Here is a 21318-nt window from a genome sequence, read left to right as displayed (position 1 = left end):
ATGTTATTTTATACAATACTAACTAGATATCTTAATATATTAAATCATCTTATCTTATATTTTTATATCTAATTATATATATCTATTATTCTAAACTTTTTATTATATATCATTTAATTTGACCTGTCAAGTATTTTATGATATAATATTAATTATTAGATAATTAAAGCATTGTACCCAAATTGCAATATCTAAAATTCAGTTTGGAGGTATAACCATATGTATGAAATCGGTGAAAGTGTAATGTATCCAAAAGAAGGAGCCTGCTATATAAGTGGTCTTGTAACAAAGGATGTAAATCATCATATACAAAAATACTATGAATTGACTGTTATTTACAATAGTAATCTTAAAATTTTGATTCCTGTTTTAAATGCTGATAAGATTGGTATACGTCCAGTTATGGATGAAAATGAAGTTGATAACTTTATACAATCTCTTGATAAAGCAGATTGTTTATGGGTTCTTGATAGAAAAAAACGACTTAAACTATACCAGGATAAATTTCACTCAGGAGATGTTTTCGAGATTGTAAAATTAATTAAGATGCTTATGATACAAGATAATTCAAAGCAACTATGTAGCACAGATAAAGATTTTCTAAATAAGGCTCAAAGATTTGCTTTGTCAGAATTGGCTGCGGCACAATGCAAATCCTACACAATTGTATTAGAAGAAATGAAAAACCATATACTAAATTCAAAAAATAACAATTAAATTAGTTTTATATACTAGTTTAATTGTTTAGTTATTCATATAATTACTCTATTCTTCCAAATCTTTTAATCTAAAATTGATAAAGATAGATTAATTAGATAGACATCTTTATTTAAATAAAAAGTCTAGGGGTAAATCATATTCTTGATTTTCCTCTAGACTTAGTAGTAAAATTTACTCTTTCTCAAGTTCTTTTTTCTCTTCTAATAAAACACTTAACTCATTTGCTTCTAAAATTTGTGCCTCTGCAATATCAAGTAACTCTTGTTGCCATTCCACACATTTATCTTTGTAATCAAAAGGTAGCGTTCTGTCAACTATGTACTTATCAATACAGCTCTCCGCACTTTTAATTATTTCTTTTCTTTCATTAATAAATTTTTCTAATTCTACTAAGGCTTCTTCATAAGCTTTTTTACTCATATAAATTCCCCCTTTGTACAATTATTCTACATTAAAATGATTTTTCCTCTTTTTTGTATAAAATTTTATTTGTATATAACTTTTCCATCAATATCTTTTATAGTTTGACATCCAGTTAATATCATAGAGCTACTTAGTTCTGATTGAAGCTTATTTATGTAAGTTTCTACACCATCAGTTGCTCCACCAAATGAAGCTGTCACAAAAGGTCTTCCTATTAATACTGCATCTGCTCCTAGACCTATCATCTTTAATACATCTAATCCTGTTCTAACTCCACCATCTGCAAGTATTGTAACTTTACCTTTAACAGCATCAGCAATTCTTGGTAGAACTTCACATGCTCCTGGTGTACAATCTAGTACTCTTCCTCCATGATTTGATACAACTATAGCATCTACACCTGCTTCAACTGCCATTAATGCATCTTCAACAGTCATTATTCCTTTCAATATAAATGGTAGCTTAGTAGCATTTACCAATTCTTTTATTTGTTCAACATTTTTAGGAAGTACTGGTTTTCCATGTAGTGATAAAGTTACTAAACCACAAGCATCTATATCAACTCCAACTGCAAATGCACCAGCTTCTTCAGCTAATCTTATTTTTTTTATGATATTTTCATTATCCCAAGGCTTAATAAATACAATTCCAGCACCATTATACTTTTTAACTACATCCAAATTTTCCATTAAAAAAGTATCTACTGCTGTATCTCCAACCATTGCATAAATCCCACTATTAGCACATCCTGCAACTACTGGTTCTATGTAATCTCTTTCATTAATCTTTCCACCCATATTCAATGTAGTTCCTGTTACTGGAGCTGCAAATATAGGTGAACTCATTTTTTTTCCAAACATATCTATAGATGTATCAGGATTTGAGACATCATGTATTACTCTCATATTCACTTTTACTTTTTCTAAACTCTTACTATTTTCTATAAAAGAAGAACCACTTCCTTTACCTCCCATACCAGGAACTTCCCCTGCACAAACAACTCCATTACAAACTTTGCAAACTTTGCAACTTCCATTTAAATTTTCTCTAGCATTTTTTAATAATTCATTATACTCCATCTTTAATCCCCCATTTATTATAGTAATTTATATCATATACATTATATCATATTGTATTTACAGTATATTTTTCAAAAAACTTTTTCTATGCATAGGAGTTATTCCATGTTTTTCAATAGCTTCATAGTGTTCCTTAGTCCCATACCCTTTATGAGATTTAAAACCATATTCTGGATATACTCTATCATATTGATACATTATACTATCTCTAGTAACCTTAGCTAATATACTTGCTGCTGCTATTGATATAGATTTTGAATCTCCTTTTACAATTGGATTTTGAGCTATATCAATTCCTGGTATTGTCGCTGCATCAACCAATAGATAATCAGGTGCTTGTTTTAAACAATTTATAGCTTTTTTCATTGCCATATATGTAGCATTCAATATGTTAAATTCGTCTATTTCTTCATTATTTACGATACCTATTCCATAGTCTAATGCTTCTTTTTTTATTACTTCAAAAAGTTCATCTCTTTTTGCTTCACTTAGTTTTTTAGAATCATTTACACCTTCTATTTTTGTGTCTTTTTTAAATACTACTACAGAGGCTACAACAGGTCCAGCAAGTGGCCCTCTTCCCGCTTCATCAATTCCTCCAATATATAAATAACCTTTATTATAACCTTCATTTTCAAATATATTTATGGTTTCTAATCTTTCTTCTTCTCTTCTAATATTATCTAATTTTTTAGCTAGTTTTATAGCTAAACTTTGAACAGATTTTCTGTCATCGACTCTCAGTAGTTCTATATATTGCATATATTTTTCTACTTCTAAAGTCTCAATTATTTCTTTAATCTCCCTCACGCTTTTATTCTGCATACAATTCCCTCATCTTTCATTTGTAAAAATATAAGTTTTAATATATTAAATTTTTGCTAACGCAAAGTTTAATTGCATCCACTATATCCACATTTTAAGCATATACTACAACCACCTGTGTGTGCAATTCCTTCACTTCCACACTCTGGACACACAAATTTCTCATCTTCTTCAAAATTTTTATTTACTATTTTTTTGGATTCTTCATCTTTATTATCTTTTTCTTTTTTATTATTTTTATAACATTCTTTTTTATTATCTTCTTTTTTATTATTTTCTTTATTGTTTTCTTCCTTTTTTTCATTTATTAAAATTCCACTCCTTTTGCATCCATCTCTAAATATTGTCACACCTTTAAGACCAGCCTCCCATGCCTTAATATATATATTGAAAACATCTTCAATTGTAGTTTCAAAAGGTATATTTATTGTAGATGATATAGAAGCATCAATATACTTTTGCCATACTTTTTGCATGTTTATCCTTTCTTCATATCCTATATTCATAGCAGTTACAAAAAAATCTGGTAAACACTCTTCATCTGTAATACCTTTTTTATCCATATATTCTTTAACAATTGGAGTATATACTTTATAATATACATCTTCATCATGCAAACTCTCAGTTTTTCTTATATATGAAAGATTAAATATTGGCTCTATTCCCCCACTAATTCCTATCATTGTAGATATAGAACCTGTAGGAGGTATAGTTAATAGTTGTGAGTTTCTAAGCCCATATTTTTTAACCATTTCCTTAGTATCGTCATTTAAATTTTCTATAAAAAACTCCGATTTAGAGATATTTTCATATTTATATTCACTAAAAGTTCCATATTCCTTAGCAATTAATGCTGATTGCTTTACAGCTTCATTCAGCATAGTCTTACCAATCAAATCACACAATTCTAAAGATTTATCAGAACCATATCTTATTCCCATTTTTATAAGCATGTCAGCTATACCCATTACACCTAGACCTATCTGTCTATATTTATGTACACTATCCCTTTGCTCTTGTAATGGATGTAAGTTTAATCCTTCATCTAACACATCATTTAAAGCTACTACAGCTTCTCTAACGCAAGATTTTAGTTTATTAATATCAAAGGTAGCATGTTCACCAAATGGCTGTATTACAAACTCTGACAAGTTTATTGAACCAAGAAGACAACTTCCTCCACTTGGAAGTGGCTCTTCTGCACAAGGATTCACTCCTGAAAAGCAAAAACTTTTGTCTTCACTCATAAAATTATATGTTCTTATTTTGTCCCAAAATAAAATACCTGGTTCTGCATAATCCCAGTTATTTTTCACAAATTTAGTAAATAAATCATATGCATTTACTATCTTGACTATTTTTTCTCCAGTAGTTTCAACTTCAAAAGTACAGTTATAAAGTTTCTTTTCTTTTACAGCTTGCATAAATTCATCTGTTACTCTTACAGAAATATTTGCTTTAGTAACTTTCTCTAAGTCCGTTTTTATATCTATAAACTCTTCTATCTCTGGATGGTTTACATCCATAGAAATCATAAGAGCTCCTCTTCTTCCTCTTTGACCAATCAAACCAGTTGTCATGCTGTAAAGTTCCATAAATGAAACTGCTCCAGTTGTGTGTTTTGCAGCATTATTCACTTTTGCTCCTTTTGGTCTTAACTTTGAAATATCAATTCCAACTCCTCCACCATAGCTAAATGTTCTAGCAAGTTTTTTTGCAGTATCGAAAATATCTTCTATACTATCTTTTGGTGGCTCTATTACATAGCAATTAGAATATGTTACTTTTTTACCTTCTTTCTGCAGACCTCTATTTGCTAAAATTCTTCCAGCAAATAGAAATTTTTTTTGTCTTATTAATTTTGAGATTCGTGGACTGTTATTTGAGATTCTCTTTATCCATTCATCAAAACTCTCACCATTATTTCTATACTTGTTTTTCCATATTGATTTTTGTAATTCATCAAACTCCCACGCTTTAGTTCTTATTTCAGAACGTCTTTCTCTATATAATATGTAGTGTTTTGCTATATCTTTCCTATTTGATTCCATAAGCAATACTTCAACTATATCTTGTATTTCCTCTACAGATAAACACTTTTCCATAGAGTTATAGTCTTTATCTATTTTTCTTGATATATCATACGCTAAATCTCTATCCACTCCACCTTCACTATTTATACTAGCCTTATAGACAGCATCTTCAATTTTACTTTTACTAAAAAGTTCTTTTGTACCATCTCTTTTTATTATGTACTTCATCTTTAGACCTCCAATAAATTAGTATTAAATTAATACACCTATTAACTATAATTCTAAACAAACTTTTTTATATGTTTGTATTTTTTCAGATTAATTATCTAGCATAATATATATTATACTATTTTATATTCAATATAACACTCCTTATAGTTTTCTCAACTTGTAAAACACATTCTTGAAAAACTTTAAAATAATATAAAAAAGTATATAAAAGTCCAATTCTACTTTTATATACTTTATCTTTTTTATGTTTTTATCACTTTAACCTTCATTAATTAATAAATACTTAAATAGTAAATCCTTTATTTTTTCTTTACAAATATATGTGATGATATTTTACATTGACATTCCATATTTGTAGTAAATATAAAAAGGAATTGCCTATATAATTTAAAGGCAATTCCATAATTATCAATTATTATTTGTTACTATGCAGTTTTACTGCTTTTAGATGGAATAAAGTATCCTATTATTCCTGCTATTACAACTGGAACTATCCAGTTAAATCCTAATGAAGCAAATGGTAAGCTATTAACTAGAGGAATGTTTACTCCAAAGCTTGTTGCAACTGTTAATACACTTACTAATAATGCCATATATGCAGCACATTTGAATACATTGTCATTTTTAATTTTGTTACTAAATAATGCTAATATAACTAGAGTTATAGTTGCTGGATATACCATACTTAATATAGGAGCAGAGAATTGTATTATTGTACTTACTCCAAAGTTTGATATGATTGCACTAAACACACAAACTACTATAACTATATGCTCATATTTTAATTTTCCATCTGTAAGTGTTGAGAAATATTGACCAGCTGCTGAAGAAAGTCCTATAGCTGTTGTTAAACATGCTAACGCAACTATAATAGCTAATAAAATTTTACCTGTAGTTCCAAGTAAAGATGCTGTTATTGCAACTATTAAAGCTGTTTGTTGAACATCTTGTCCATATGCTTGAGATACAGTTGCTCCAAGATAACATAAACCACCATAAACTAGTGCCATACCTATTACTGCAATAACACCTGCACTTACTGTAGCTTTCATCTTCTCTTTTTCACCTGTGTATCCTTTAGCTATTACTGACATGATTATGATTGATGCAAATACACTAGCTGCTAGTGCATCCATTGTTTGATAACCTTGAGTGATACCTTCTGCAAATACATTTTGTATTAGAGAACTATCTCTTATTTCTCCTAATGGAGATACGATACCTTTAACTATTAATACTGCTAAAGCTATAAGTAAAGCTGGAGTTAATATTGACCCAACTATATCTACAACTTTTGATGGTCTTATTGTTAGAAGTAATACTATAGCAAAGAATACTATAGAGAATATTACTGGGCTTATTCCTGAACCTATTGTAGGTAATATACCCATCTCATAAGTTGTTGCTGCTGTTCTAGGTATTGCCAAAAGTGGCCCTATACAGATTACCATTGCACATCCTAATGCAACACTTAATCCTTTACCTGCTCTTGAGAACATCTTTGATGTATCTCCATTAAACTTAGTTGCTGCTATAACTGCTAATAATGCCAAACCACCATCTGCGAAAAGGAATCCTATGAAAGCTACTAACCAGCTACTTCCGGATAAAACTCCTAGATATGGAGGGAATATTAAGTTCCCAGCACCAAAAAACATTGCAAATAGTGCAAATCCAATTACAATTACATCTTTAAACTTGATTTGTTTCTCACCCATTTAAAGCACCCCCATTTTGAATTTTACTACTTTACTGCTTTTTTACTACATTTTACTAAAAAATAAGTCCAATCTCTTCTTAAATGAAAACCTTTTGACGAGATTTTATTTAATTATACATTTTTGACTTAAACTTGTCAATTATGTTTCATAATTTATAAAATCTTCGCAATATTTAATACAACTTTCTTAATTAAATAAAATCAACCTGTATACTTTAAACATGATTGGTTTTTTATTTTTTCTCTAAATTTTCTTGACAAAATTAAAAGTTCTCACTTTTTTGAATATTCTTAATTTTAACATCATTTGAACTATTCTTGATTTAACTTGTTTTGTATGGTAGTGTATATCCCTCCTTCTATATTACATATAATTTTTTTAATTCAATTTAAATAATTTAATTTAAATTTTAAATATTTTGTGTTTATTATATAATTCTAAAAAAAAGACGTCAATATGATTTTTAATTTTTTAAATTTTCAAAATTATGATATTCAGAAAATCGTTTTCCTTTTATCATAACTCTTATTTACGTTAATTCTTGTAGTATTTTGTATTTATTTTGCTAAATCGATTTCTAATTTTACTAAATTATCGTTCTACATTCATAGATTTTTCACTTCTTTTCCATCTCTGAAATCGTTTTTTCTGAAAATTCCTTATTATGATTTGCAAGCTTACTTTTCTTCATTGTAATTATTTTCTAACTCCCAACTTACTTAAACTTTGCAGTTGCTTGTATCCACGTCGACATACTTATATTTCAAAATTAACTAAAAATTCTTAATATATATCTATATAAAAACAATTTAGTACTTTGCTTAATTGATTTATATATGCAAACGCCTTAAATTTTATTTTATTATTTTATTATTGTTATAATTTTATTTATATAATATCTTTGTAAAAATCAGTTAATACTTATAACTAAACTTATAAAATTACTCCAAAGTTCTTTTTTTAACATCTAATATTGTTAAAAAGTAAACTATATATTTTTTCCAATATTTTCTCATATTTCTTATATTCTAAAAACAAATAATTAGTATAGAAACAAAAAATAAAAGGAGTTATCTATATAAATAATTTCATTTATTATAGATAACTCTTTTATTTAAAAGTAATTACATTTTAACTGAATAAAGTTTAATTTGTTCCAAGTGTATTAGATTGACTCTTTGATGGTATAAAGTTACCAATTATTCCAGCTATTATAACTGGAACCACCCAGTTAAATCCTAATGAAGCAAGTGGTAAAGAATTTACTATTGGAACATTTACTCCATAAGTAGATATAACTGTTAATATACTTACAAGCAGTGACATATATACTGCTCCTTTGTATACATTGTCATTCTTAATTTTTTCATTGAAGAATGCTAAAATTATTAAAACAATTGATGGTGGATAAACTATACTTAATATAGGTGATGCTATCTTTATTATAGTCCCAACACCAAAAGATGCTACTACTGCACTGAATACAGATACAGCTAAAACTATTTTTTCATAACTTAATTTTCCTTTTGTAAGTCTAGAGAAATATTGTCCTGTAGCAGATGTAAGACCTATAGATGTAGTTAAACATGCTAATGATACTACTATTGCTAAAATCGCTTTCCCAACATTACCAAGTAATCCTTGTGTTATATTTACTATTACTTGCGATTGCACTGCATCTGTTCCATACATTGTTGATACAGTTGCTCCAAGGAAACATAACCCTCCATAAACTAGAGCTAGACCTCCACAAGCAAGGACACCTGCTTTACCAATCATCTTTAACTTCTCACTAATAGAAGTATATCCTTTTTCATTTAGAGATACTATCAACACTGATGCAAGTGCTATTGCTGCAAAGGCATCCATCGTCTGATATCCTTGACCTATACCTTCTGCAAATACATTAGGTATCATAGGTTTATCGATTATCTCTCCAAGTGGAGATACAACACCTTTTATAATTATAAATGCTAAAGCTATTAGAAGAGCTGGAGTTAAAAATTGTCCAACTATATCTACGACCTTAGAAGGTCTTATTGTTAATACATATGATATCGCGAAATAAACTACACAGAATAATAACACTGGAATCGAAGTTCCAAATAGAGGCATCATACCCATTTCATAAGTTGTTGCACCTGTTCTTGGTATAGCTAGGAATGGTCCTATACATAAAATATCTGCACAACCTATAAGAATCCCTAATTTCATACCACATCTTTTAAACATCTCAATTACGTTTCCATCAAATTTAGCTGTAGCCATTACTGCTAGAAGTGCCAAACCAGCATCGGCAAATGTAAATCCTAAGAAGGCAATTAACCATTCTGGACCTGTAATTATTCCCAAATATGGTGGAAATATTAAGTTACCTGCTCCAAAGAACATTGCGAATAATGCAAATCCAAATACTATCATATCCTTGGTCTTACCCATTATAAAATCCCCCTTTTTAACCTTATTAAATTAATAAAATGCCTCAATTGTTTACGCTTGCATAAATAAATTAATTAAAACAATAAGAACTTATTATTAAATTAATAAAATTAAATAAATTAAATTTTTAATATATTGTATTGATTTGTGCTTATTATATATTATACGAAACAAGCAAGTCAATATACCAAAATTTGAAATAATCACATTCATTTTAATTTTCAAAAAATTAGGTATATTTGTCTTAAATTAATATTTTTAAAGGTTTTCTAATCTAATTTATACTTTCATATGACAATATTTGTCTATATTTAAAAAAAATAAAAAAAACCTTAAGGAAAAGGTTTTTTTTATTTTATAATGTTAAATTTTTTAACCTGGCTTTAAAATCTATCTTTTAACATTCTCTGGTATTTCTAATGTTATATTCCCTATTTTTCCATCTCTAAACTCATTTAAAACGGTTGTAGCTATACGTGCATAATCAAGCTCTTTTTTTCCTGTTATGAATCCTCTCTTATGACCAATCATATCCATAGTTTCAATTGGAGTTTCTCCTAGAGATTCCAATTTATATCTAGCTTTCAGATTCTCAGGTGCTATCTTCATAAGTTTCTCTATAAGTCTTAAAGCTAAAGTCTCAGTATCCAAAATTTCATCCTTTATAGCTCTACTAAAGGCTAAGTTTAGAGCGACTTCTTGGTCTTCAAACTTAGGCCAAAGTATTCCAGGTGTATCCAAAAGTTCAAGATTCCCTTTTAACCTAACCCATTGCTTCCCTTTAGTTACTCCTGGCTTGTCTCCTGTTTGAGTACTTTTTCTACCTGTTAATTTATTTATAAGAGATGATTTACCAACATTTGGGACCCCAACTATCATTATTCGTATAGCTCTTTCTTTTCTACCTTTATCTTTTAAATTGTCCATTTTTTCTCTAGTTACATTCTTACATTCTTCTATTATCTTATTTATACCAATTCCTTTTATTGTATCAACTGGTATAGCTTTTATGTTAATTTTTTTATAGTACTCTACCCATTGATTTAATTTATCTCTATCTGCCATGTCACTTTTATTAAGTACAACTACCCTTGGTTTATCTCCTACAAGCTTATCTATATCTGGATTTTTACTACTAAATGGTATTCTGGCATCTAATAGTTCAATAACTACATCAATCAATTTTAAATTGTTTTTTACTAACTCCTTAGTTTTTTTCATATGACCTGGATACCAGTTTATATGTAGATTGTCATCCATAAGATACTCTTCATATTCATTTGACATATATATCACTCCTTTAAAATATTATATTACTATTCCTTAATTATAATTAAAAAATAAATTTATTTAAATCACTGTATTGTCATGCTTTTAACATCATACTTTACATAATATTCTCTTCTTATTTTAATATTATTTCAAAATATAATTCAATATTTATCAATTTTATTTTTCATTTTAAAAGTTATAAATTCATAAATAAATAATGTATATTTCAACAAATAGTTCTATTTATTTCTGATATAATTATTGACTATAATTTTCATTAAAATAGAAAGAGGACTGATAAATCAGCCCCCCATTTATAAGTAAAGTTTTTAATTATCTATTTCTAGCTTCTTTTATCTTAGCAGCTTTACCTACTCTACCTCTTAAGTAGTTTAGTTTAGCTCTTCTTACTTTACCTTTTCTAGTAACTTCTATTTTTTCTATTTTTGGAGAGTGAACTGGGAAAGTTCTTTCTACACCAACATTGAAAGACATTTTTCTAACTGTGAAAGTTTCTCTTGCTCCTCCACCTTGTCTCTTTAATACTACACCTTCGAATACTTGTATTCTTTCTCTTTTTCCTTCTATAATTCTAACGTGTACTTTAACTGTGTCCCCAGGTCCAAAATTAGGAACTTCATTTTTTAATTGTTCTTGCTCAATTGCTCTTAGCATTTCATTCATCTTTCTTCCTCCTAAATATCATAGACGTTCTTAACTACCCGACCAGTGTAAACAGAGGAACGCCCGTATTTTCAACATTTTATATTATACTATACTTCAATAGTTATTACAAGCACTTTTACGTTTTTAATTCCATTTATAGGTACTTTATTGTATACATGTATATTGATTACTTCTTGTATTTTTATTTTTCTTTAGATTTTCTATATAAGTCTAATCGTCTTTCTTTAGTTATTCTTATAGATTCTTCTTTTCTCCACTCATCTATCTTTTTATGATTACCTGATAAAAGCACTTCTGGTACTTTTAATCCTTCAAAATCTCTAGGTCTAGTGTAATGAGGATACTCTAACAAATTATCTTTAAATGATTCTTCTTCAAAAGATTCATCTTGATTTAATACACCTGGTATTAGTCTTGATATAGAATCTATCATTATAAGTGCTGGAAGTTCCCCTCCAGTTAGTACATAATCTCCAATTGAAATTTCATCAGTTACAATTAAATCGATTATTCTTTCATCTATACCTTCATAATGACCACATAGCAGTATTATATCCTCTTTGATAGACATTTGCTTCACTATAGATTGGTTGTATACCTTTCCTTTTGGAGTTAGATAAATTACTCTTGGATTATTTATATTATGAGTTGTTATTATATGCTTATACGTGTCATATATCGGTTGAGGAGTCATTACCATACCAGCTCCTCCTCCAAATGGATAATCGTCTACTTTTTTATGTTTATTATCAGAAAAATCTCTTATATTATATATATGAACTTCAATTACACCTTTTTCAACTGCTCTTTTCATTATACTCTCATTCATATATGAATTAAATATTTCTGGAAAAAGCGTCATTATATGAAATCTCATATTGCCACCTAATCTATCATTCCCTTAATAGGGTCTATAATCATTTTTCTGTCATCAATGTCTATTGTAGGTACAAATTTTTTTATAGCTGGTATCATGAATTCTTTATCCTCTTCACCTTTTATTACATAAACATCATTTGCAGAGTATTGAAGTACATCTTCTAACACTCCTACATATTTTCCGTCTACAGTTAAAACTTCCATACCAATCATATCTGCTATAAAAAATTCGCCTTCTTCAAGTTCTCTACTATCTTCCCTAGACACGTACATAAATTTATTTTTTAGTTTTTCTGCTTTTTCTATACTATCTATATCCTTTATCTTCATTATAACCATAGAACCTTTGTATCTTACCTTTTCAACAATCCACTTATTATTTAAATCTTTTCCTAGATAAAAATCTTTCAATTCATCAAATCTATCTATATCATCAGTAAGTGGATAAACTCTTACCTCACCTTTTAGACCTTGTGTATTTACTATTTGACCTATCTTAAAATGAGTTACTTTTTCTTTCATGTTATCACCTTCTTAAAAAATTTAATCTTATATACTCATATCATCATAAATTCTTAAAACTACATATAATTATATAAAAAGGACTAGGTATTATACCTAATCCTCCTATTTACACTATCTCAAGAGAAACTTTTACATTTTCTCTATTTGCAACAGATCTTACGACAGTTCTTATAGCTTTAGCTATTCTTCCCTGCTTCCCAATAACCTTACCCATATCATCTTGAGCAACTGTAAGTTTTAAGACTATACCTCCATTATCTTCAAATTCCTCAACGACAACTGAATCAGGATTATCAACTAGAGCCTTAGCTATATCTACAACTAGCTCTTTCATATATTTCATCTCCTAAAGTAACCTCAGCAATGAGTATTTACTTAAACTAATTGCTAAGAAAAATTATTTTGCTTGTTTAGAAGCTTCGAATTTTTCTATTACTCCATTTTTCACAAGTAATTTTTTAACTACTTCTGTTGGTTGAGCACCAGTAGTTAACCATTTTATAGCTTTTTCATCATTTATTTTTACTTGTTTAGGTTCAGAAACTGGATTATAGTATCCTATTTCTTCTATAAATTTTCCATCTCTTGGAGCTCTTGAATCAGCTACTACTATTCTGTAGAAAGGTTTTTTATTAGCTCCCATTCTTTTTAATCTTATTTTAACTGCCATTACAGTCACCTCCGAATAATTTTTACTTTTTTATATTTTATTTAAAAAAAGGTAAACCGCCTAAGCCGCCCCTTTTCTTCATACTTTTTTGCGAACCAGCAAACATCTTCATCATTTTTTTCATTTCATTAAGTTGTTTTATAAGTCTATTTACATCTTGTACACTAGTTCCACTACCTCTAGCTATTCTTTTCTTTCTAGAAGCGTTTAATACTCCTGGGTTTCTTCTCTCATATGTAGTCATTGATTGAATTATGGCTTTAGTTCTATTCATTTCCTTGCCATTCAAATCTACATCTCCAAGTTGGTCTTTTACATTTCCCATACCAGGTATCATACCAATTATCTTGTCAAGAGGTCCCATATTTTGTATTTGTTCCATTTGTTGTAAGAAATCCTCAAAATCAAGTTCTTGTTTTTTTATTTTTTGTTCTAATTCTTTGGCTTTCTCTAAATCTATATTTTCTTGTGCTTTTTCTATTAAACTTAAGACATCTCCCATACCTAGTATTCTTGATGCCATTCTATCTGGGTGGAAAGGCTCTATATCATCTAGTTTTTCTCCCATACCCATAAATTTTATAGGTTTTTGTGTAACTGCTCTTATTGAAAGTGCAGCACCACCTCTAGTATCTCCATCCAATTTAGTTAAGACTACTCCATCAACACCAAGAGCTTCATTGAAACTTTCTGCAACATTTACAGCATCTTGTCCTGTCATAGAATCTACAACCAAAAGTATTTCATGTGGTTTAACTTCTGACTTAATTGATTTTAATTCATCCATAAGCACTTCATCTATGTGAAGTCTACCAGCTGTATCTATAATAACTAAATCATTAGCATTTTTAATTGCATGGCTTAAACCTGCCTTTGCAATATTTACAGGATTTTCTTTATCTCCCATATTAAATACAGGTATATCCAATTTTTCTCCAACAACTTGAAGTTGCTTTATTGCTGCTGGTCTATAAATATCACAAGCTACTAATAAAGGTTTCTTGCCTTGCTTTTTAAAATATCCTCCAAGCTTTCCTGCTGTAGTAGTTTTACCTGCTCCTTGCAGTCCAACCATCATCAAAATTGTAGGAGGTTTTGAGGAAATCATTACTTTACTTTGTACATCCCCCATTAAACTTGTAAGTTCTTCATTTACAATTTTAATTACATGCTGAGCTGGAGTTAAGCTTTGCATAACTTCTTGTCCAACACATCTTTCTTGAACTTTTTTTATGAAATCTTTAACTACTTTAAAGTTAACATCTGCTTCAAGAAGAGCAAGTTTAACTTCTCTCATAGCATTTTTTACATCTACTTCTGTAAGTTTTCCTTTTGATTTTAACTTACTAAATGCCCCTTGTAGTTTATCAGACAATCCTTCAAATATCATTTTATCATCTCCCTACATACATCTTCTATATTTTCTAGCTTAGGGATTAAATTAGCACAATCTCTATTGTGCAATAAATCTTCTTTAATGTCAATAATTTTATCTTTTATAATTTTAATATTTTTTTCCTGCTCCTGAATCTTAGATACTAAGTGTAATTTTTCTTCATAATCTCTTAGTATTTTTTCTGAACGCTTCAAAGTATCATACACACCTTGTCTTGATACATTCAGATTTTCACTAATTTCACCTAAAGAATAATCTTCTTCATAGTATAGAGCTACTATTTCTTTCTGCTTGTCAGTTAATAATTCTTTATATTGTTCAAATAACAATCCAATTTCGACCATTTTTTCTATATTCATATCTTACACTTCCTAGCAGTATACTGTAAAGGTTATCTACTTTACACTATTGTATTTTATATCATATAAACACTCTTGTCAACCATTATTTTTAAAAGAATACTAGTTACCAAATAATGCATCTGAAAATGATTTTGCATCAAAATCTTGCAGGTCTTCTACTCTTTCTCCAACTCCAATAAGTTTTACAGGTACATCTACTTCTGATTTTACTGCAAGTACTACTCCACCTTTTGCAGTCCCATCAAGTTTTGTAAGCACTATACCTGTTATGTCTGCAACTTCTTTAAATGTCTTTGCTTGAACGACTGCATTTTGACCTGTTGTTGCATCTACTACAAGAAGTACTTCACGTTTTGCCTCTGGAAATTCTCTATCTACTATTTTAAATACTTTTCCAAGCTCATTCATAAGATTAGCTTTATTGTGTAATCTTCCCGCTGTATCACATATTAATACATCTGTTTTTCTAGCCTTGGCTGCCTTTATAGCATCAAATACTACTGCTCCAGGGTCTGCTCCTTCTTGATGCTTTATTATATCTACATTCGTTCTATTTGCCCAAATTTCCAATTGCTCTGTAGCTGCTGCTCTAAATGTATCTGCTGCTGCTAATAAAACCTTTTTACCATCTTTTTTGTATTTATTTGCTAGTTTACCTATTGTAGTAGTTTTGCCAACTCCATTTACACCAACCATTAGAATTATACATGGTGCTGGTTCTATATCTAATATAGAGTTTTCATTTGTAAGAATCTCTTCTACTATAGATTTAAGCTCTTCTCTTACTTTCATAGGCTCTGTAATACCTTTTTGCTTTATTTTATCTCTTAGTTTTTCAATTATATCCATAGTTGTATTTACACCAACATCTGCTGTTATTAAAATTTCCTCTAAATCCTCAAGTAAATCTTCATCTACTTTTGTATATGATTTTAAAACCTCATCTATTCTATCAGTTATTCCTTGCTTTGCTTTTGTTAATCCTTGTTTTAACCTTTCAAACAAGTTAATCTTTTTTTCTTCTTTATCTTCCATCTCTTCAGATTCAGTTTCATCATTATGGCTTTCTAATTCTTCTATTTTATCTTCTTTAGAATCATCACTTAAAATAGTTTCTACATCTTGTTCATTAATTTTTAACTGGCCTTCTACTTTTTCATCTTGTTCAGTACTTTCATTAGTGGCATCTTCTTCAGTTTTTTCTTCAATATCTTCTATTTTATCTATAACTTCTTCTTCAAGGCCTGAAAAAATAGTTTCTTCTACATTTTCTAGGTTATCAATACTACTTTCTATTTCTTCTTCTGGCTCAGCATCCTTTTTTTCCAGTTCCTTTTCTTTGTCTTTTCCAAAACCAAATAATTTTTTTAACACTGTTCTTCCTCCTATGTCAATCTAAGTTATATAATATCTGTTATTTCTTGAGCTTCTTTTAATTTTAAGCTAATAACTTTTGAAATGGCTTTTTCTTGCATAGTAACTCCATAAATATAATCAGCAGCTTCCATAGTCCCTCTTCTATGTGTTACCGATATAAATTGTGTTTCTTTAGATAAATCCTTCAAAAACTCTCCAAATCTAAATATGTTTGCATCATCAAGTGGTGCTTCAATCTCATCTAATATACAAAAAGGTGTTGGTTTTGTAATTAATATAGCAAAGAGTATACTTATTGCTGTTAAAGCTTTTTCTCCACCAGACAATAGATTTAGATTTTTCATTTTTTTACCTGGTGGTTGGGCTGTTATTAGTATATCACTTTCTAATAAATTTTCTTTATCTAAAATAGTTAATTCTCCACAACCTCCACCAAATAATCTCTTATACACATACTTAAAGTTTTTACTTATTTCTTCAAATTTAATCTCAAATTCAGATTTCATATTTTCTTCTAATGTATGTATAAGTTTTTCTATCTCTTCCATAGATTCTTCTAAATCTTGTTTTTGTTCACTATAAAAATCGTATCTTTCTTTTATTTCTTCATATTCCTTTATAGAATCTATATTTATGTTTCCAAGACTTCTTATTTCTCTCTTTAAATTTTCTAAGAATTTTCTATCTATATCTAAATTTTCATCTTTTATTTCTAATGCTTGTACTAAAGTCAGCTCATATTGCTCAAATAACTTATTTACATATGTGTCTTGACTAGTCTTTAATCTTTCTAATCTTCCACCAACCTTAAATAAACTTTCTTTAAGTTCTATATGTTGTCTATCTATAGCTTTTAATTCTTTATTGATTTCATCAAAACTATTTTTCAAATCATCTTTAGCTATTTTTCTAGTTTCAAGATTTCTGTTACTATCTCCTAATTGTTTTGTTAGGTTTTCTTTTTCTTTTTCTTCAATAGATATAGAATCTTGCAATTTAATTATTTCTTGTTCTTCATAGTTCAATGATTTTTCTAATTGTTTATTTTTTTCTTCTAGCTCAGAATTTTCGCCAATTATTCTTTCTATATCTCTGACTATACTATTATAAACTTCTCTTTTCTTTACTAAGGTTAAGTTTAATTCATCAAATTGGGACTTTTCCTTATCATATAAATCATTATATTTTTTTATTTCATCATTTAAACTATCAATTTTTTCTTTATTTTGATTGTATATATTATCTAATTCTTCCATATCTTTTTCAACAATATCACTTTTTTCAAGTGTGTAATTTAAATTAGAGTTCAAATCATTCTTTTCATTATCTAATTTAGTAATACTGCCTTTTAAAGATTCAATTTCAGATTCAATGTTCTTTATACTTGTACTTTTTATTATTATACTTTTTTCTAAATCTTTTATTTTATTCTCATACGAATTAATTTCATTTTTTATATCTTTTATATCTTTGTCTAGAGACTCTCTTTTTGATTCTAAGTCTGAAATCTCAATTTTAATGTTATTTATCTTTTCTGTATATTCATTGATGTATCTTTTTCTAGATAGTATATTACCATTAGTTTTTAAACTTCCTCCAGTCAAAGAACCTCCTGGATTTAATATTTCACCATCTAAAGTCACTATTTTAAATCTATGACCAGTTTCTTTTGCAAATTTTATACCTTCATCTATATTATTTATAAGTATAGTTCTTCCAAGTATATTCTCAATTATATTTCTATACTTTTCATTAAATGTAATTAAATCACTTGCTATTCCTATAAATTTAGTATTTGCTTTTAAATTTCCTAAACTTATTTTGTTTGATTTAATTATATTTAATGGAAGAAAGGTTACTCTACCTAAATTATTCTGCTTTAAATAATTTATTGCAGATTTAGCACTAAATTCATCATCAGTTATTATATTCTGCATATATGCACCCAAAGCTGCTTCTATAGATTTCTCATATTGTTCAGGTACATTTATAATTTGACCTAGTGCTCCATGAATGCCTTTTAAACTTTTATTTTTTAGGACTTCTTTTACACCTCTATTAAATCCCTCATAATGATTTTCCATATCTACATAGACATTTAATTTTGAATTATATCCATTTAGATTATATTTACTTTTCTGTATTTCATCTTCTAGCTCGTTGTATTTACTAATTGTATCTTGTAAATTAGTTGCTAATTCCCTATTTCTATTATTTATATTCTTTAAATCATCATTTTGCATATTAAATTCTTCACTTATGTTGTCTAATTCAAGAGACTTTATTTCAATACTCTTATTTAATTCTGCTATTTCTGAGCTTATATTTTCATCTCTTATATTCATATTTTCTTTATTTGCATTTAAGGTAGACAACTTATTACTAAACTCTTGTTTCTTATTTAATATATCTATTATACTTTCTTTCAATAACTCTATATCATTATTTAAAGATTCCAATTTCATTTTTTGTTTATCTTTACTAGACTCCAACACTTTTATATTTTCTTGTAAAATAGATAGTTCTTCATTTCCTGATGATTTATTACTTTCTAAGTCTTTTATGTATTGCTTATTTTCATTTAGCTTTTCTTTTATATCATTTATTTCTGAACTTTTTCTATGAATTTCATTCGTGAAATTTCTTATTCTTTCTTTAATTAAATTTATTTGAGATTCTTTTTTTGATATAACCCCTTTAATCGAGTTTATATAATCTACAGACTTTTCAATTACATCTTGTAATACATCTATCTCTTTATTGATGTCTTCTTGTTTTTTCTCTACAATACTTTTTTGTTCTTCTTTTTCATTAAGTTCTTTTTCAATAACTTTTCTATGCTCATTAACCTCACTTAATTCTTTTTCTGTTCCTTCGATTTCTCTTATAAAGCTATTTACTTCTAATATCTTCAACTTCTCACTTATTTCCAAATACTTTTTTGCTTTTGTTTGTTGATTAAAAAGAGGTTTTAATTGATTTTCAATTTCTATATATACATCATCTATTCTTTCTAAGTTCTCTTTTGTATTACTTAAATTTCTTTCTGCTTCCTGCTTTTTATATCTATACTTTGATATACCACATGCTTCATCAAAAACTTTCCTTCTACTTAAAGGATTATTACTTAATATTTCGTCTACTTTTCCTTGTTCTATGATTGAATAACCATCTTTTCCAATACCAGTATCTAAAAAGACTTCTTTTATATCTTTTAATCTACAGCTCTTATTGTTCAGAAAAAACTCACTTTCACCATTTCTATAAGCTCTTCTTCTTATAGTTACTTCTGTAAAATCTAATTCCAATTGATTCTCAGAATTATCAATGGTAAGAGCAACTTCACAGTAATTCATAGGTTTTTTTGTATCTGTACCTGCAAATATCACGTCTTCAAGTTTATCCCCTCTAAGACTCTTAATACTCTGTTCTCCTAATACCCATCTTACAGCATCAGATATATTACTTTTTCCACTTCCATTTGGCCCTACTATAGCTGTTATTCCTTCTTTAAAAATAATATCTGTTTTCACTGGAAAGGATTTAAATCCCTTTAACTCTAGTCTCTTTAAATACAAATCGTTTCTCTCCCTTCATCGTTAAAACTAAAGGTCATAAATGTCATACAATTTTCTATGAATGTCTATCATATTAGCAATAATTAAACTTTTTCCATCTAACACAATTTCTAATTGATTTATATCTAAATCTGATTCTTGTGTTTTTAAAATCACACCAAATTTTTCTTTCATATACTTCACATTTGTTTTTTTATTTCCTATTATCTTAGAAATATTCTTTTTATTTGATTTCACCAACATTTGTTTTACATCTTTATTTTGTAAAATAATAAATTCCAAATAATCTTTTATCATATCAGCTTCTACTAATTCTCTAAATGCAGGGTGATATGGTCCTGCTAAAACAGCTTTCCCAATTTGTATATCATCAGTAGCTTGAAGTCCAACTCTTATTACATTTATATTATTAACATAAAACAATACAAGAACTTTCTTTACTACACTTATACTTTCATCAAGAGTAAATGGACTATACTCATTTTGCTCCATCAATTTTTCAAGCCCTGTATCTTTTACTACTAAAGTTGGATACACTCTAACACAATCTGGTTTTAGCTCTACAAATTTCTTTGCTGTAAATATACATTTTTCTTCTGTATCAGCTGGAAGACCAATCATCATCTGCAAACCAAGTTTAATTCCACTATTTTTTATCATTTTTGAACTCTTATATACAATTTCTGCTTGATGACCTCTTATACTATCTAATAATACTTTTTCATCTAAAGATTGTACTCCTAGTTCAATTATGCTCGTCTTATAGTCTTTTAACATACTTAGTATCTCTTCGTTGATACAGTCTGGTCTTGTAGACATTCTAATATCTTTCACAATTCCTTTTTCTACATATTCTTTGGCAACTGATAACAGACTTTTTTGTATATCAATATCTATCGCAGTAAAGCTACCACCAAAAAATGCTATTTCTACATCAGCATCTTTATCTATAGTCTCTAAACATTCTTCAATTATCTTTCTTGCATCTTCACTTGTAACATCAGTACTCACACCTGTTATTTTTTTTTGATTACAAAATATACAATCATGAGGACACCCTTTGTGAGGAACAAATATAGGTATAATTCTCTTTTTCATCTA

18 protein-coding genes are annotated in these 21318 nt (G+C 28.2%); 1 reads left to right on the top strand and 17 read right to left on the bottom strand.

Features of this window, described 5'->3' with window-relative positions:
• Positions 1-219 precede the first annotated feature (219 nt).
• A complete protein-coding gene (locus Q3223_RS07335) occupies positions 220-717 on the top strand; it encodes a CarD family transcriptional regulator (RefSeq protein WP_054269761.1) in 498 nt (165 codons plus the stop codon).
• A 174-nt stretch (positions 718-891) separates the two neighbouring features.
• On the opposite strand, the gene Q3223_RS07330 is transcribed toward Q3223_RS07335, so the two are convergent.
• The 17 genes from Q3223_RS07330 to Q3223_RS07250 all read right to left on the bottom strand — a co-directional run bounded on the left by Q3223_RS07330 (position 892) and on the right by Q3223_RS07250 (position 21315).
• The gene (locus Q3223_RS07330; protein WP_054269760.1) at positions 892-1140 is read right to left on the bottom strand and encodes a hypothetical protein; all 249 of its coding nucleotides are present in this window, start codon (positions 1138-1140) and stop codon (positions 892-894) included.
• Positions 1141-1205: 65 nt separating this feature from the next.
• Positions 1206-2222 carry an alpha-hydroxy-acid oxidizing protein gene (locus Q3223_RS07325; protein ID WP_407811800.1) on the bottom strand — a complete coding sequence of 339 codons (1017 nt, stop codon included), beginning with the start codon at positions 2220-2222 and terminating at the stop codon, positions 1206-1208.
• A 57-nt stretch (positions 2223-2279) separates the two neighbouring features.
• On the bottom strand, positions 2280-3047 hold the full coding sequence (locus Q3223_RS07320) for a ribonuclease HII (protein ID WP_407811799.1): 768 nt from the start codon (positions 3045-3047) through the stop codon (positions 2280-2282).
• Positions 3048-3115: 68 nt separating this feature from the next.
• A complete protein-coding gene (locus tag Q3223_RS07315) occupies positions 3116-5308 on the bottom strand; it encodes an adenosylcobalamin-dependent ribonucleoside-diphosphate reductase (protein WP_054276285.1) in 2193 nt (730 codons plus the stop codon).
• Positions 5309-5736: 428 nt separating this feature from the next.
• Positions 5737-7029 carry a branched-chain amino acid transport system II carrier protein gene (gene brnQ, locus Q3223_RS07310; protein ID WP_074178888.1) on the bottom strand — a complete coding sequence of 431 codons (1293 nt, stop codon included), beginning with the start codon at positions 7027-7029 and terminating at the stop codon, positions 5737-5739.
• A gap of 1149 nt (positions 7030-8178) precedes the next feature.
• A complete protein-coding gene (gene brnQ, locus Q3223_RS07305; RefSeq protein WP_074178887.1) occupies positions 8179-9471 on the bottom strand; it encodes a branched-chain amino acid transport system II carrier protein in 1293 nt (430 codons plus the stop codon).
• A gap of 390 nt (positions 9472-9861) precedes the next feature.
• Positions 9862-10758, bottom strand: coding sequence for a ribosome biogenesis GTPase YlqF (gene ylqF, locus Q3223_RS07300; protein ID WP_054269754.1), 897 nt, complete (start codon positions 10756-10758; stop codon positions 9862-9864).
• Positions 10759-11076: 318 nt separating this feature from the next.
• The gene (gene rplS, locus Q3223_RS07295; RefSeq protein WP_021383988.1) at positions 11077-11427 is read right to left on the bottom strand and encodes a 50S ribosomal protein L19; all 351 of its coding nucleotides are present in this window, start codon (positions 11425-11427) and stop codon (positions 11077-11079) included.
• Positions 11428-11611: 184 nt separating this feature from the next.
• Positions 11612-12307: a tRNA (guanosine(37)-N1)-methyltransferase TrmD gene (gene trmD / locus Q3223_RS07290; protein ID WP_054269753.1), complete on the bottom strand. Its 696-nt coding sequence runs from the start codon at positions 12305-12307 to the stop codon at positions 11612-11614.
• 8 nt (positions 12308-12315) lie between these two features.
• Positions 12316-12831 (bottom strand): ribosome maturation factor RimM, encoded by a 516-nt coding sequence (gene rimM / locus Q3223_RS07285; protein ID WP_054269752.1) that lies wholly within the window; start codon positions 12829-12831, stop codon positions 12316-12318.
• A 109-nt stretch (positions 12832-12940) separates the two neighbouring features.
• Entirely contained in the window at positions 12941-13168 is a 228-nt protein-coding gene (locus Q3223_RS07280) for a KH domain-containing protein (protein WP_054269751.1), read from the bottom strand.
• A gap of 63 nt (positions 13169-13231) precedes the next feature.
• Entirely contained in the window at positions 13232-13504 is a 273-nt protein-coding gene (gene rpsP, locus Q3223_RS07275) for a 30S ribosomal protein S16 (RefSeq protein WP_054269750.1), read from the bottom strand.
• A gap of 37 nt (positions 13505-13541) precedes the next feature.
• On the bottom strand, positions 13542-14894 hold the full coding sequence (gene ffh / locus Q3223_RS07270) for a signal recognition particle protein (RefSeq protein ID WP_021383940.1): 1353 nt from the start codon (positions 14892-14894) through the stop codon (positions 13542-13544).
• Positions 14891-15259 carry a YlxM family DNA-binding protein gene (gene ylxM, locus Q3223_RS07265; RefSeq protein WP_003419333.1) on the bottom strand — a complete coding sequence of 123 codons (369 nt, stop codon included), beginning with the start codon at positions 15257-15259 and terminating at the stop codon, positions 14891-14893. Before ylxM ends, ffh begins: the two co-directional genes overlap by 4 nt.
• Before the next feature lie 102 nt (positions 15260-15361).
• Positions 15362-16636, bottom strand: coding sequence for a signal recognition particle-docking protein FtsY (gene ftsY, locus Q3223_RS07260; protein ID WP_074178886.1), 1275 nt, complete (start codon positions 16634-16636; stop codon positions 15362-15364).
• Between the two features lie 26 nt (positions 16637-16662).
• Positions 16663-20217: a chromosome segregation protein SMC gene (gene smc, locus Q3223_RS07255; RefSeq protein ID WP_074178885.1), complete on the bottom strand. Its 3555-nt coding sequence runs from the start codon at positions 20215-20217 to the stop codon at positions 16663-16665.
• 27 nt (positions 20218-20244) lie between these two features.
• Positions 20245-21315 (bottom strand): elongator complex protein 3, encoded by a 1071-nt coding sequence (locus tag Q3223_RS07250; protein WP_074178884.1) that lies wholly within the window; start codon positions 21313-21315, stop codon positions 20245-20247.
• Between the last annotated feature and the right edge of the window lie 3 nt (positions 21316-21318).

Origin of the sequence: Clostridioides sp. GD02367, from assembly GCF_045900275.1 — a bacterium.
Classification (GTDB): domain Bacteria; phylum Bacillota; class Clostridia; order Peptostreptococcales; family Peptostreptococcaceae; genus Clostridioides; species Clostridioides difficile_A.
This window is presented reverse-complemented; position numbering and strand designations above follow the sequence as displayed.

What these genes read in the sequence shown, in the direction of transcription:
- Q3223_RS07335 (WP_054269761.1), top strand. Translation starts at nt 220, where the DNA reads ATGTATGAAATCGGTGAAAGTGTAATGTATCCAAAAGAAGGAGCCTGC.
- rpsP (WP_054269750.1), bottom strand. Translation starts at nt 13,504, where the DNA reads ATGGCAGTTAAAATAAGATTAAAAAGAATGGGAGCTAATAAAAAACCT.
- Q3223_RS07320 (WP_407811799.1), bottom strand. Translation starts at nt 3,047, where the DNA reads ATGCAGAATAAAAGCGTGAGGGAGATTAAAGAAATAATTGAGACTTTA.
- Q3223_RS07280 (WP_054269751.1), bottom strand. Translation starts at nt 13,168, where the DNA reads ATGAAAGAGCTAGTTGTAGATATAGCTAAGGCTCTAGTTGATAATCCT.
- Q3223_RS07315 (WP_054276285.1), bottom strand. Translation starts at nt 5,308, where the DNA reads ATGAAGTACATAATAAAAAGAGATGGTACAAAAGAACTTTTTAGTAAA.
- Q3223_RS07330 (WP_054269760.1), bottom strand. Translation starts at nt 1,140, where the DNA reads ATGAGTAAAAAAGCTTATGAAGAAGCCTTAGTAGAATTAGAAAAATTT.
- Q3223_RS07250 (WP_074178884.1), bottom strand. Translation starts at nt 21,315, where the DNA reads ATGAAAAAGAGAATTATACCTATATTTGTTCCTCACAAAGGGTGTCCT.
- rimM (WP_054269752.1), bottom strand. Translation starts at nt 12,831, where the DNA reads ATGAAAGAAAAAGTAACTCATTTTAAGATAGGTCAAATAGTAAATACA.
- ylxM (WP_003419333.1), bottom strand. Translation starts at nt 15,259, where the DNA reads ATGAATATAGAAAAAATGGTCGAAATTGGATTGTTATTTGAACAATAT.
- ffh (WP_021383940.1), bottom strand. Translation starts at nt 14,894, where the DNA reads ATGATATTTGAAGGATTGTCTGATAAACTACAAGGGGCATTTAGTAAG.
- Q3223_RS07325 (WP_407811800.1), bottom strand. Translation starts at nt 2,222, where the DNA reads ATGGAGTATAATGAATTATTAAAAAATGCTAGAGAAAATTTAAATGGA.
- rplS (WP_021383988.1), bottom strand. Translation starts at nt 11,427, where the DNA reads ATGAATGAAATGCTAAGAGCAATTGAGCAAGAACAATTAAAAAATGAA.
- trmD (WP_054269753.1), bottom strand. Translation starts at nt 12,307, where the DNA reads ATGAGATTTCATATAATGACGCTTTTTCCAGAAATATTTAATTCATAT.
- brnQ (WP_074178888.1), bottom strand. Translation starts at nt 7,029, where the DNA reads ATGGGTGAGAAACAAATCAAGTTTAAAGATGTAATTGTAATTGGATTT.
- ylqF (WP_054269754.1), bottom strand. Translation starts at nt 10,758, where the DNA reads ATGTCAAATGAATATGAAGAGTATCTTATGGATGACAATCTACATATA.
- brnQ (WP_074178887.1), bottom strand. Translation starts at nt 9,471, where the DNA reads ATGGGTAAGACCAAGGATATGATAGTATTTGGATTTGCATTATTCGCA.